This is a genomic window from Methylobacterium soli (assembly GCF_008806385.1).
Taxonomy (GTDB): Bacteria; Pseudomonadota; Alphaproteobacteria; order Rhizobiales; family Beijerinckiaceae; genus Methylobacterium; species Methylobacterium soli.
In genome coordinates this window covers 14,333-26,967 of sequence record NZ_VZZK01000035.1, presented here as the reverse complement: position 1 = coordinate 26,967, position 12,635 = coordinate 14,333, and the positions used below count along the sequence as shown (strand labels likewise).

Genomic DNA, 12,635 nt, shown 5'->3' with positions numbered 1-12,635 from the left:
GTCACCCGGCAGCCGCCAGCCTCGGCAGGGATCGAGGCGCCGCCTGAGGCACGGGCAGGGGCAGGGCGGTGGTGGACTTGACCTTCTCCATGGCGAAGCGGGAGGTCACGTTCTTGAGCGGCAAGGTGGCGATCAGCGTCTTGTAGAAACTGTCATAGGCCTGCATGTCGGCCACCACGACCCGCAGCATGTAATCGACGTCGCCGGCCATGCGGTAGAATTCCAGGACTTCCGGCATGGCCGAGACGGTGTCGGCGAAGCGCTCCAGCCAGCCCTGGGAATGGTCGGCGGTCTCGATGGAGACGAACACCGACAGCCCGAGCCCGAGCTTGACCGGGTCGAGCACCGCCACCCGCCGGTCGATGACGCCGTCCGCCTCCAGGCGCTGGATGCGCTTCCAGCACGGCGTCTGCGACAGGCCCACCCGCTCGCCGATCGCCGCGATCGACAGGGTCGCGTCCGTCTGAAGCAGAGCCAGGATCTTCAGGTCGATCGCGTCCATGATGTCTCCTGCTCGGTCGCGCGGCCGGGGGCCACCATCCGCCTTGGCTCGGCCGCGCGTCTGCGTCGGCCGCCTCGGCGCGCCGATCGCCGCTCGGGGCGGCCTCGCGTCCGGTATAGAGAACGATCTGCTCCGGATGCAAGGCGAGCCGCGCAGCAAACGGGCCTCGGTCAGGTGAAAAACTTCGAGAAACGCCGGTAAATCTCAGGTAATCGAAGATTTTCCTTCCAAGTGCCACCAGCAGAACGGTGATGTCCTCCGCGCGCGCCGTTCTTTAAAAGGAACATTTTGTTGACCTGATCGAGAAGCGTTGGCAAAACTTTCCACCATGGCGCCGCACGATCCGCGCCCTTCCTGTCCCGACAACCGGCGCGACCGAGGCCCCCATGACGCTCCAGCGACGCAGCCTGTTCTCACGCCGGCAAGCCGCCGCCCTGCTCGGCGGGCTCGCCATCGCGGGGGCGGTCCTTGGGCCGGCGGCCGCCGCCGAGGGGCAATTGCGCGTCGCCAAGCAATTCGGCGTCGTCTACCTCCTGTTGAACGTGGCCGAGGACCGGAAGCTGATCGAGAAGCACGGCAAGGCTGCCGGGCTCGACATCCAAGTCGAGTACGTCCAGCTCTCGGGCGGCGCCGCCGTCAACGACGCGCTGCTCTCCGGCCAGATCGAGGTCGCCGGCGCCGGCGTCGGTCCGCTCTTCACGCTCTGGGACCGCACCCGCGGCCGGCAGGGGGTCAAGGGCGTCGCCTCGCTCGGCAACTTCCCCTACTACCTCGTCAGCAACCGCCCCGAGGTGAAGACGATCGCGGATTTCACCGACAAGGACCGGATCGCGCTCCCGGCCGTCGGCGTCTCGGTGCAGGCGCGGATCCTGCAATGGGCCTCGGCCAAGCTGTGGGGCGACAAGGACTTCGCCAAGCTCGACCGGATCAGCGTGGCGGTCCCGCATCCCGAGGCGGCCGCCGCGATCGTGAAGGGCGGCACCGAGATCACCGGGCATTTCGGCAACCCGCCCTTCCAGGACCAGGAGCTCGCCGAGAACCCGAACGCGCACGTGGTGCTGAATTCCTACGACGTCCAGGGCGGCCCCGCCTCCTCGACCGTGCTCTACGCCACCGAGCGGTTCCACAAGGACAGCCCCAGGACCTACGCGGCCTTCGTGGACGCGCTGGACGAGGCGGCGGCCTTCATCACGGCCCACCCCGAGGAGGCGGCCGACATCTACATCCGGGCCAATCACAGCCGCATCGACCGCGCGCTGCTGCTCAAGGTGATCAAGAACCCTGAGGTGACCTTCAAGATCGCGCCGCAGAACACCCTCGGCCTCGGCCAGTTCATGCACCGCGTCGGCGCGATCAAGAACGAGCCCAGGGCGCTGGAGGATTATTTCTTCGTGAATCCGCGTGTCGCGGCCGGCAGCTGAGCGCGTGGCCTCCATGACCCTGGTCGCCGCGCGCGAGGCGTTCTCCGCGGACCGGGCGAGGGCGGCGGCGTCCGCCCCGCGGGGACGGAGCGACGCCGCGGTCCCGCCGGACCCCGACCCTCTGCCGGCGCCGCTCCTGCAGATGCAGGGCGTCAGCCTGGAATACCGCACGCCGGATCGGGTGGTCCGGGCCACGCACCGGATCGATCTCGACGTCTACGCGGCCGACCGCTTCGTGCTGCTCGGGCCCTCGGGCTGCGGCAAGTCCACCCTGCTCAAGGCGGTGGCCGGCTTCCACGCCCCGGTCGAGGGCGAGATCCGGCTCGACGGCGAGGTGGTGCGGGGCCCGGGTCCGGACCGCATCGTCGTGTTCCAGGAATTCGACCAGCTTCCGCCCTGGAAGACGGTCGCGCAGAACGTCGCCTTCCCGCTGCGGGCCGCCGGGCTCCTCGGCCGGCGCGAGGCGGAGGCGCGGGCGCGCCACTACATCGACAAGGTCGGGCTCACGGCCTTCGCCGACAGCTACCCGCACCAGCTCTCGGGCGGCATGAAGCAGCGCGTGGCCATCGCCCGCGCGCTGGCCACCCAGCCCAAGGTGCTGCTGATGGACGAGCCCTTCGCGGCGCTGGACGCCCTGACCCGGCGCCGGATGCAGGAGGAACTGCTCGCCCTCTGGGAGGAGGTCCGCTTCACGCTGCTCTTCGTCACGCACGCGATCGAGGAGGCGCTCGTCATCGGCAACCGGGTGGCGCTGTTCTCGCCCCATCCCGGGCGCGTGCGCAGCGAGGTCAATGCCCACGCGTTCAACCTCGCGAGCCTCGGCAGCGGCGCGTTCCAGGCCGCGGTCCAGCGCCTGCACGAGCGCCTGTTCGAGGCAGCCCCCGAACCCGCAGCCCCCGCGGTCCCGCGATGAACCAGCACGTCCTGCCCCCGATCCGGGCGGAATACGACCGGGTCCTCGCGCCCTTCCTGGAGGCGCCGGTCGCGCGCGCGCTGCCGCTCTCGACCCGGCTCTGGCAGCAGGGCTGGCTGCGCAAGGGCCTGATCCTGGCCGTGCTCGCACTTCTCTGGGAGGCGCTCGCCCGCTGGCAGAACAATGATCTGCTGCTGCCGAGCTTCCTCCAGACCCTGCAGGCGCTGGGCGAAGGGCTGGCCAGCGGCGAGCTTCTGGACCGGGTCCGGATCTCGCTCGCCATCCTGGCGCAGGGCTATCTCGCCGGGATCGTGCTCGCCTTCGGGCTGACCACGCTCGCGGTCTCGACCCAGCTGGGCCGCGACCTGCTCTCGACGCTGACGGCGATGTTCAACCCCCTGCCGGCGATCGCCCTGCTGCCGCTGGCGCTGCTCTGGTTCGGCCTCGGCTCCGGCAGCCTCGTCTTCGTGCTGATCCACGCAGTGCTGTGGCCGCTCGCGCTCAACACCTATGCGGGCTTCCAGGCCGTGCCCGAGACCCTGCGCATGGCCGGGCGCAATTACGGGCTCACGGGCCTGCCCTATGTCCGGCAGATCCTGATCCCAGCCGCGCTGCCCGCCATCCTGTCCGGCCTCAAGCTCGGCTGGGCGTTCGCCTGGCGCACCCTGATCGCGGCGGAGCTGGTGTTCGGCGCCGCCTCGGGCCGGGGCGGCCTCGGCTGGTACATCTTCCAGAACCGCAACGAGCTCTATACGGATCGTGTCTTCGCGGGTCTCCTCCTCGTCATCGCCATCGGGCTCGTCGTGGAGAACCTCGTCTTCGCGAGCCTGGAGCGCCTGACGGTCCGGCGCTGGGGCATGGTCCGCTGAGCCGAGCGCGGCCGCGCCCATCCCGAAGGGCCCGCCAGGATGCGGGCCACCGCATCACACAGATCGGCTCATGACCCACGACACCCCGACCCAGGACACCCCGACCCAGGACACCCTGCGCCTCGGCGCCTTCTTCTACGCGACCGGCCATCACGTCGCGGGCTGGCGACACCCGTCGAGCGAGGCCGATGGGGGGCTCGTCCTCGAGCGCTATATCGGCTGGGCGCGGCGGGCCGAGGCCGCGAAATTCGACCTCGTCTTCCTGGAGGACGGGACCGGGATCCGCGACGCGAGCCTGCGCTCCAGCGAGCGCACGGCGCGCTCAACCCATTTCGAACCGGTGACGCTGCTCTCGGCGCTCGCCGCCGTCACCGAGCGGATCGGGCTCGTCGCCACCACCTCGACCTCCTTCAACGAGCCCTACAACGTCGCGCGCCGCTTCGCCTCGCTCGACCATCTCAGCGGCGGACGGGCGGGATGGAACCTCGTCACCTCGGCAAGCGACGCGGAAGCCGCCAATTTCGGCAACGACGGAATCGCGCTCCACGCCGACCGCTACGAGCGGGCCGAGGAATTCGTCGACGTCGTCCTCGGCCTCTGGAACACCTGGGACGACGATGCCGTCGTGATCGATCGGGCCAGCGGCCAGTTCTCGAAGCCCGACGGGTTCCGGCCCCTCGATCACAGGGGCAAGCATTTCGCGGTGCGGGGGCCGCTCAACATTTCGCGCACGCCGCAGGGCCAGCCCGTGCTGGTCCAGGCCGGCTCGTCCGGGCCCGGCAAGGACCTCGCGGCGCGCACCGCCGAGATCGTCTTCACCGCCAACCAGACGCTGGCCGAAGCGGTCGAATTCTACGGGGACCTGAAGGAGCGCATGGCCGGGTTCGGCCGCGGGCGGGAGGATCTCAAGGTCATGCCCGGCCTCTTCCCCGTGGTCGGGCGCAGCGAGGCGGAGGCGCGCGCCAAGTTCGAGGAGCTTCAGGCCCTGATCGATCCCGTGGTGGGCCTCGCCCTCCTCGAGCGCATGATCGGCGGCTTCGATCTCTCGGGCTACGATCCCGACGGGCCGGTGCCCGACCTGCCCGAGTCCAACGGCGCCAAGTCCCGCCAGCAGCTGATGTTCGATCTCGCCCGGCGCGAGGGATTGACCCTGCGCCAGCTCTACCTGCGCATCGCCGGGGCGCGCGGCCACGCGCAGATCGTCGGAACGCCGGCCCAGATCGCGGACGAGATGGAGGAGCGCTTCCGGGCCGGGGGCGCCGACGGGTTCAACATCATGCCGGCGACGCTCCCCGGCGGGCTCGACGACTTCATCGCCCTGGTCCTGCCCGAGTTGCGCCGCCGCGGCCTGTTCCGGCAGGATTACGAGGCCCGGACGCTGCGCGGACATCTCGGCTCGCGTCCGCCCGCCGCGCCGCCACGGCAGGAGCGGTGACGCGATTCCGGCGGGCCCGCCTGCCGCCAGCGCGCGGTCCGGGCCTGTCGGCCCAGGGGGATGCGGCCTATCGATCCCGGCCCGCGAAGCGGTCGGGTGCGACGACCTCCGTCACGACGCCGGCCGCGCGCAGCCGCGTCGCGTCCGGTGTCCACATCGCCTGGGCCCGCACGGCGAGCGCCTGGGCAACGAAGTCCGGCGCGAGCCCGGCATTGAGATAGGCCGTCCGCTCCGGGGCCGCATCGACCTGCCGAAGCGCCTCGAAGAAGCCGACCTCGTAGGGGCCGTGGAAGCCGAGGCGACCGCCGGCGGCGATGAAGCGGCCGCGGCCACGCACGAAGACCAGGGTGCAGGCCGAGGCGCAGGTCTCCGGCACGTAGGTCGCGAGTCCATGGGCCGCCACCAGGGCGCCGAGCGCGAGCGCTTCCTGGACGAGGCCGCCGTCGCTCGTCAGGTGGAGGCGCTCGATCAGGGGATGGGCGGCGAGCAGGGTCGCGGCCCGGTCGGCGACGCCCTCGGTCAGGTCGCCGGTCAGCCGGAGATCACGACCGTCCGGGCCGATCTCCAGCCGCGCCTCCTGGGCATCCTCCTCGGGTTCCGACAGGCTCGGCGCCGGGAACGCGACGAGGAGCGCGAGGCGCGGAGCCGACGAATCCGCCGGAAACTCCGCCCTCGCCGAAGCCCGGCAGGCCGGGGCGGCGCAGAGCCCGATCAGGAGCGCCAGGGCCGCCACCCCCGGCCTCCGGAGATCCGACACCCTCCGGGTCCGGCCGGGCCGCTCCGTCCGATCCGTGCAGGGATGGGCGGGCGCGGATGGCCGACGCGACGATCCGCGCGCCGGGCGCCGAATTGAGGATAAAGGCGACCGAAGACCGAACTTCATCCTACAAGACTAGCCAGATCAACGCGAAAAGTGCTGCCAAATCTTCGGCAAGACGGGGAGGGCGGATCTCCCGGCTGCGGCGGCCGAAGCAAGACCATCATCGCGCTCCTTCGCATCGCGACCCCTTGCATCGCGACCCCTTGCATCGCGACCCCTCGCATCGCGACCCTCTCGGCCTGGCGCAGCCGCGTCTTCGCCTGACCGGCCCCGGCCCTCTCAGGCCCCCGGGCGGCGCCGGCGCGCGGGGTCGGGCAGGGCGGCGAGGTGCGGGGCGAGGTCGGCGCAGGCGAGCACGCCCCCGTCGAGCATCGGGAACGGGACCAGCGGCGTGAGCGCGGCGGGCGATGGTCCGGCGCGCCCGGACGGGACGGCCAGGGCGCGCGCGAGGCGGAGGAGGAGCCCCATCATGGCCGGACCGGCCGCGCCGCGGCCGCGAGGTGTGTTGGACGAAACTCGGTCGGCACCGGAAATCTCCTGTCGGGCTGTGACCCCGTGTCGGGCCAGCCGATGGTTTCCCGGACGAGGCCGAGCGTCAATGAAACATTCCTGCGTTTTCAGGCCAAGATATAGGACCAAGATCTTCGAACGCAGGGAAATTCGGGAGAGGATTTTCTTGCCTGCACGGCGCCGCCTCTGATCATATCCGGTCTTCAACCCAACATCATCGTCGAGAGATCGTTTCGCGCCCATGACTGCCCTGACCCGCCGCACCCTCCTCGCCGGATCGCTGGCGCTCGCCGCCGGCACGGCGCGCGCCGCCGCGCCGCTGCGCGTGGTGGCCTCCTCGGTGCCCCATGCGGAGATCCTGGAATTCGTGAGCGGGAGCCTCGCCCCCGACCTGCCGCTCAAGACCATCGAGATCAGCGGCGATCTCCGCCCGAACGCGCTGCTGCGCGACGGCGACGCCGACGCCAATTTCTTCCAGCACGTGCCCTTCCTGCGCTCGGAAGAGGCCGCGATGGGGACGCGCTTCGCGGTGGTGGCGGCGGTGCATATCGAGCCCCTCGGGCTCTACAGCCGGCGCGCCAGGGCGCTCGCCGCCCTGCCGCAGGGGGGCGTCGTGGCCCTGTCGAACAACGTCACGAATTCGAGCCGCGGCCTGCGGCTGCTTCAGGAGAACGGCCTGATCCGCCTGCGCACCGGCGCGGAGGGCGCGCCGGCGACCCTGGACGACATCGCCGAGAACCCCAAGGGCTTCCGCTTCGTCGAGATCGCGCCGCCGCAACTGCCGCGCTCCCTCGAGGACGTGGCGCTCGCGGTCATCAACGGCAATTACGCGCTCGAGGCGGGGCTCGAACCGGCGCGGGACGCCTTGGCCCTGGAGCGCGCCGAGGGCAACCCCTACGCGAACGTGCTCGTCACGACGGAGGCGCTGGCGCGGGATCCGCGCGTGCTGCGCCTCAGCGACCTGCTGACCTCCGCCGAGGTCTCCGGTTTCATCCGGACGCGCTATCGCGGCTCGGTGATCCCTGTCCGGAACGCCTGAAACGGCAGACATGCCGGAGCCGTTCCCGGTCATGTCGCGACCGCGCCGTCGTTCTCGTCACCGGAATCAGCGTGGTCGGTCTGTCAGTCCTGAGCGGTGAATGGGGCGAAAGCCCTCCAGAGCGCTGCCGTCCCGAGCAGGCTCCTGACGTGAAGGCCGGCTCGATCGGGTCGAAGTCTGGCGCGTTGGGCAGGAGGAAGTGCAACCGCGATGACTTCGCGTATGCCCGCGATCCTGTGAGCGCCAGGATTTTCCAGGATGGGGGTGCAGGGCTTCGCGTCAGTGGCCATGGAGCCCCCAGCTGGGCTGGAGGCCGAGGCCCCTCGACCATGGCGACCTGCGCGGTGCCAGTGCGAGGCCTGAGCAGCGCTCGCCGACAGATGCGAAGCCTCACGCGGAGCGACCGGAGGCCGGCGCTACGGCAGGTCCGGCTTGGCGCTCCGGCCCGAGGGCGCGCTGCCGGGATCCGCGACCCGCTCGCGAAGCGCGCGGCGCAGCACCTTGCCGACCTGCGTCTTCGGGAGCGGGTCGCGGAAAATCACACGACGCGGCACCTTGTAGCCCGTCAGCGCGGCTTGGGCGTGCACAATCACCGCCGCTTCCGTGAGATTGGGATCGCGCCGCACCACGCAGGCGAGGATCGCCTTGCCCGAGCGCGTCCGGCACCGCGACCGGATCCCGGATTCCCGGGTGGCGCAACAGCACGTCGTCGATCTCGGTCGGATAGATATTGATCCCGCCGACGATCGCCATGTCCTTCTCGCGGTCCACGAGGGTCAGATATCCGTCTGCACCCATGGTGGGGATGTCGCCGGTCGCCAGGAAGCCGCGAGCGTCGAGGACGCGGGCCGTCTCCTCCGGCTGACGATAATAGCCGCGCATGACCTGAGGGCCCCGGACTTGGATCTCCCCAAGCTCGTCCGGTCCTACTGGCGCGCCGTCCTCTCGGCGGATTTCGATCTCGGTCGAGCGGACGGGAAAGCCGATTCCGCCGCGCTGCAGGCTTCGACCGAACGGATTCATGGCGGCGACGCCGGCCACCTCGGCTAATCCGTATCCATCGATGAGCGGCAGCCCGGTCGCCGCCCTCCAGGCCTCGGCCACGGAGGCTGGCAGGGGCGCCCCGCCGGAACAGCACACGGCGGTCTACGCTGAAATCGACCTTCCGGATGTCGGGGAGCTGCGCCAGCGCCTGATACAGGCTCGGCACGCCGGCGATGCTCCGGAAGCGGTGCCGCCGCATCTCCGCGACGGAGACCACGCGGATCTGCGATCAGCACGCCGCAGCCGCCCAGGAGGAAGCGGTGAATGGCTTGGCAGATGAGCGCGAGGGCATGAAAGAGCGGCAGCGCGACGAGATAGGCTTCCCTGCGCTCGGTCCCGATGGCGGCGAACTACGATCCCAGGATGAGGGCATTCGCCAGCGCGTTCGCGTGGGTCAGGATCGCACCCTGTCCCGGGCCTGATCGAGAGTCCGGCGGCGATGCTCCGCAACCCAGGGCCGATCTCACGACCTGCGCAGCCGAAGCACGCGGGCCGACTGACACGCATTTCAGACGCCTTCAGCACAATTCAGCGGTCCTGCCGCGACAGGGATTGTCGTTCATTGCGATCTGCATCGCGAAGGCTGAAGGACACCGGCCTTCATGTTCATCGTGCTGGTTGCGGCGGGACTGCGCGCCTCGACCGACACCATTCCGTGCAGGAGGCCCCATGAGCAGGACGATATTGAGCAAGACGATGTTGCTGCGCACGACGATGGTTGGACAGGCCCGCCGCAGGTGGGACCGCTCAACGACGCTGGCCGCCCTGATCTGTGCTGCGATGGCGCCCGTGACACCTGCCCTCGCGATGCCAATGGGAGGAAGATACACGGGCAGGTCGACAACCAAACACCGCAACCGCCCGGGCCGAATGCTGTGAGGATCAAGCAGACGGTCTCCGGGATGAATCAAGGTCCCGGCACGCCGCTCGATGGCGCCAAGGTGCGATGGGTCGAGACCGTGACGCTCAAGGACGGGCAGGGCCCCGTCCAGGCCAGCATCACGTTCACCACGCCCTCCGGGGCAACATCCAGCGCCTATACGGGCACGGCCACGACCGATCCCCAAGGGCGGGTCACCGCGCAAGGCACCTATCAGGTGACCCAGGGAACAGGCGAATTGGCCGGCGTGACGGGCACCGGCACCTTCTCGGTGGCCTACACCTCGAAGACGGACTTCACCGGAGCGAGGCAGGGCGAGATACAGTTGCCCGGCCAGCCATCATCGAAACGGTGAACACGAGGACGGTCCTCTGCGAGACGACGCGGAGGACCGTTCAGATGGCGAAGAGTCGGTCCAGCACGACCGAGGTATTTTAGGCGCAATGAGGTGTGTCGCCCTGATGCTTCGGGAGGCCACGAAGCCAGAGGCTCGAGACCTTGAGGCGTGGCCCCGCCCGGCGAACCGGGCGGGGCGAAGAGGCTGCCAACATCCTCGCCCTTTGTGGAGCGGATCCCGGCTCAGGCTACGCCGTAATCGAGCAGGATGCCGTTCTGCAACTGATGGTCGGTCTGCTGATGGTTTTCGACGCTCTCGGAAAACCCAACGAGAACCGAGGCGCGGTCCTGAGCATTCGTCGCGAGCTGGTTAGTCCAGTAGGCAAAGCCGCCGGCGTCCGGCCCTCGATGCAGGGTGTTGGAGTACAAGGCCGTAACGTAATCCTGATTGGATAGGTTGGCACCATACTTCTGCTGGAATTCAGTCGAGTTCAGGAAGATCTGCGCATCGTCGTGAAGGCTCAACCCTCGGTCAAGCTCGGTTACATGGAATTTCAGACCACCGGCATCCGGTGCGCGGTCGAGAGCGGCTTGGTAGAGGCGGAAACCCTGACCGGCATTGCCGTTGAAGTCGAGAGCCAGGGCCTTGCTGTCGGAGAAGCCGATGCGCTCGACCTGCATCAGGTAGTCGATCTCACCGGTACTCTTGTTCTGAAGCGCCAGCACCCCGTTCTGCGAAGCGGCATTGTAGGAGCTGATCGGGGCTCCCACCAGGAACGAGTCGAGGCCGGCCCCGCCATCCACAACGTCGTTGCCGCCGTTGCCGACGATCACATCGCGCCCACCCAAACCCTTGATGGTATCATTGCCATTCGTACCATTGAGCGTGTCAGCGCCCTCCGTACCCGTAATCACCTGTCCCGGCGTGCCAGGATTGGATGGAATTGTGCCAGCGCCACCACCCGCCCCACCGCCTGCTCCTCCGCCGGTGAGGACGCCGGTGAGGTTGCCAACGGTGCCCAGGAGGGCATCGACGGTGTCGGGGATAAGGCCGCCGCCATTGCCGGCGGTTCCGCCGCCGAGAAGACCCGTGAGCAGGCCGCCGACTCCGCCCGTCGTCCCCGTGCCGAGGTCGATACCGAGATCGATCACGGGCGATGTCGGCGTCGCCGCGGTCGTTCCGACCGTGCCGTTGATTGCAATGACCGATGTCGTGCCGCCTGCGCCGATACCGATATTGGCGAGATTTCCGAGATCCAGGTTAAGAATGGTGCCGCTGTTGGAGGAACTGCCCCCAAGAACGCCGCTCAGCGTCTCGTCGACAGTCCCCAAAAGGCCACCAAGAAGAGATGCCATGACACGATCCTTTTGCTAAAGTTTTAGCGGTGTTACCTCGCTGATCTATACTGATGATCGGAATTGGTTTCGCGAAACCCGCGATTTTGGAAAGATCCTTTCCAGCCATTTTGAGGGGGAAAACAGGGTTGACGTCCTACTATCGAGGGCGAACTGCCCTAGGGCGCAGAGACCTTCCTCGCAGTGCTGCTTCAGTTGTGAAGCGAAGCCGTCCTGGCTCTCTTGCCGGATTTCCAGTCTTTTCGGGGCGCTGGAAGCCTCGGCCCGGCCCGCGCGGCCGAGCAGGCGCGTCCGATGGGGGAGCGGCGCGGGGATCGCCTTGCATCCCGCCTGTCACGGAGCTTAAGAACAACCGAAGGTGGCGTCAGGGCGCGAGAAGCGCTCGCGAAGCCGGCCGCGAGAGACGGTCGCCAGATGCCGTCGCAATCCGGAGGATGCTGCGTGACGGTTGTGCGGATCGGAACGGCCCTCGCTGCAATCCTGGCCGCACTCGCGGTGTCCCCATCCTCGGCCGCGGATTGCCCCCAGCGCGGGCAGCTCGACGATGCCTATTGCGATGCCGACCAGAACCTCGTCGCGGATGTTCCGGCCAAGACGCGCGATCCCAGCGTCATCGTGTTCGCCTACACGCCGGTCGAGGATCCGGCCGTCTACGAGACCGCGTTCAAGCCCTTCACGACCCATCTGAGCCAGTGCCTGGGCAAGCGTGTCGTCTATTACCCGGTTCAATCGAACTCGGCCGAGATCGAGGCCATGCGCTCCGGGCGGCTGCACGTGGCGGGCTTCTCCACCGGCCCCGTCGGCTTCGCGGTCAACATGGCGGGCGCCGTGCCCTTCGCCGCCAAGGGCACGGAGGCCGGCCCGCAGGGCTACAACCTCATCGTCGTCGTCAAGGCCGACAGCCCGTTCAAGACGCTGACCGACCTCAAGGGGAAGCGCGTCGCGCACACGGCCCCGTCGTCGAATTCCGGCAACCTGGCGCCCCGCGCCCTGTTTCCCGAACAGGGGCTGAAGCCGGGGGAGGATTACCAGATCCTCTACTCGGGCGGGCACGACAAGTCGGCGCTCGGCGTCGGCACCGGCGATTACGACGCGGCCCCCGTGGCCTCCGACGTCTACGACCGCATGGTGGCGCGCGGCACGATCAAGGGTGACGCCTACCGCATCATCTACCGGAGCGAGCGCTTCCCGACCTCGGGCTTCGCCTACGCGCATGATCTCAAGCCGGACCTGGCGGACAAGCTGAAGCAGTGCTTCTACGACTTCCGCTTCCCGCCCGAGATGGTGAAGGATTTCGAGGGCGACGACCGCTTCGCACCGATCACCTACGCCAAGGACTGGGCCATCGTCCGCAAGGTCGCGGAGGATTCGGGCACGCCCTACAACAAGGCCGCCTACGAGCGGGAAGCCGCCCGCGAGGCCGAGGCGGCGCGCAAGAAGGCCGAGGCGGGCAAAAAGCCGTGACGGCACAAGACCGGGCCGTGACGGCACAAGACCGGGCCGTGACGGC

At 68.8% G+C, this 12,635-nt stretch carries 13 protein-coding genes and 1 pseudogene; 8 read left to right on the top strand and 6 right to left on the bottom strand.

All coding sequences use genetic code 11. The features are described 5' to 3' along the window. Position 1: 1 nt before the first annotated feature. Positions 2 to 502, bottom strand: a complete 501-nt coding sequence (locus tag F6X53_RS25330) for an Lrp/AsnC family transcriptional regulator (RefSeq protein ID WP_151003546.1) — start codon at positions 500 to 502, stop codon at positions 2 to 4. Positions 503 to 888: 386 nt separating this feature from the next. Between F6X53_RS25330 and F6X53_RS25325 the strand changes: the two genes are divergently transcribed. The 4 genes from F6X53_RS25325 (at position 889) to F6X53_RS25310 (ending at position 5,140) form a co-directional block, all read left to right on the top strand. After that, entirely contained in the window at positions 889 to 1,923 is a 1,035-nt protein-coding gene (locus tag F6X53_RS25325; protein ID WP_151003544.1) for an ABC transporter substrate-binding protein, read from the top strand. Between the two features lie 13 nt (positions 1,924 to 1,936). Next, on the top strand, positions 1,937 to 2,836 hold the full coding sequence (locus F6X53_RS25320; RefSeq protein ID WP_151003543.1) for an ABC transporter ATP-binding protein: 900 nt from the start codon (positions 1,937 to 1,939) through the stop codon (positions 2,834 to 2,836). Further along, positions 2,833 to 3,705, top strand: coding sequence for an ABC transporter permease (locus F6X53_RS25315; protein WP_151003541.1), 873 nt, complete (start codon positions 2,833 to 2,835; stop codon positions 3,703 to 3,705). Before F6X53_RS25320 ends, F6X53_RS25315 begins: the two co-directional genes overlap by 4 nt. A gap of 70 nt (positions 3,706 to 3,775) precedes the next feature. Next, positions 3,776 to 5,140: an LLM class flavin-dependent oxidoreductase gene (locus tag F6X53_RS25310; protein WP_151003539.1), complete on the top strand. Its 1,365-nt coding sequence runs from the start codon at positions 3,776 to 3,778 to the stop codon at positions 5,138 to 5,140. A 67-nt stretch (positions 5,141 to 5,207) separates the two neighbouring features. On the opposite strand, the gene F6X53_RS25305 is transcribed toward F6X53_RS25310, so the two are convergent. Continuing rightward, positions 5,208 to 5,897, bottom strand: coding sequence for a hypothetical protein (locus tag F6X53_RS25305; protein ID WP_151003537.1), 690 nt, complete (start codon positions 5,895 to 5,897; stop codon positions 5,208 to 5,210). Positions 5,898 to 6,239: 342 nt separating this feature from the next. Further along, complete coding sequence (locus F6X53_RS25300) at positions 6,240 to 6,431, bottom strand: hypothetical protein (RefSeq protein WP_151003534.1); 192 nt, start codon at positions 6,429 to 6,431, stop codon at positions 6,240 to 6,242. A 280-nt stretch (positions 6,432 to 6,711) separates the two neighbouring features. Here F6X53_RS25300 and F6X53_RS25295 point away from each other — a divergent pair, with 280 nt between their 5' ends. Beyond that, complete coding sequence (locus tag F6X53_RS25295; RefSeq protein ID WP_151003531.1) at positions 6,712 to 7,509, top strand: MetQ/NlpA family ABC transporter substrate-binding protein; 798 nt, start codon at positions 6,712 to 6,714, stop codon at positions 7,507 to 7,509. 416 nt (positions 7,510 to 7,925) lie between these two features. Here F6X53_RS25295 and F6X53_RS33410 read toward each other — a convergent pair whose 3' ends face one another. Beyond that, complete coding sequence (locus F6X53_RS33410; RefSeq protein ID WP_244965616.1) at positions 7,926 to 8,135, bottom strand: hypothetical protein; 210 nt, start codon at positions 8,133 to 8,135, stop codon at positions 7,926 to 7,928. Positions 8,136 to 8,436: 301 nt separating this feature from the next. Further along, positions 8,437 to 8,613 (bottom strand): annotated as a pseudogene (locus tag F6X53_RS33880) (long-chain-fatty-acid--CoA ligase); the annotation flags it as partial. Positions 8,614 to 8,726: 113 nt separating this feature from the next. Between F6X53_RS33880 and F6X53_RS25285 the strand changes: the two are divergent. Both F6X53_RS25285 and F6X53_RS25280 read left to right on the top strand, forming a co-directional pair. Further along, positions 8,727 to 8,975: a hypothetical protein gene (locus F6X53_RS25285; RefSeq protein WP_151003527.1), complete on the top strand. Its 249-nt coding sequence runs from the start codon at positions 8,727 to 8,729 to the stop codon at positions 8,973 to 8,975. Positions 8,976 to 9,155: 180 nt separating this feature from the next. Beyond that, a complete protein-coding gene (locus tag F6X53_RS25280) occupies positions 9,156 to 9,788 on the top strand; it encodes an Ig-like domain-containing protein (RefSeq protein WP_238298104.1) in 633 nt (210 codons plus the stop codon). A gap of 224 nt (positions 9,789 to 10,012) precedes the next feature. Here F6X53_RS25280 and F6X53_RS25275 read toward each other — a convergent pair whose 3' ends face one another. Then, the gene (locus F6X53_RS25275) at positions 10,013 to 11,125 is read right to left on the bottom strand and encodes a DUF4214 domain-containing protein (RefSeq protein ID WP_151003525.1); all 1,113 of its coding nucleotides are present in this window, start codon (positions 11,123 to 11,125) and stop codon (positions 10,013 to 10,015) included. A 441-nt stretch (positions 11,126 to 11,566) separates the two neighbouring features. Here F6X53_RS25275 and phnD point away from each other — a divergent pair, with 441 nt between their 5' ends. Next, positions 11,567 to 12,589 (top strand): phosphate/phosphite/phosphonate ABC transporter substrate-binding protein, encoded by a 1,023-nt coding sequence (gene phnD, locus F6X53_RS25270; protein WP_151003523.1) that lies wholly within the window; start codon positions 11,567 to 11,569, stop codon positions 12,587 to 12,589. The last annotated feature ends 46 nt before the right edge of the window (positions 12,590 to 12,635 follow it).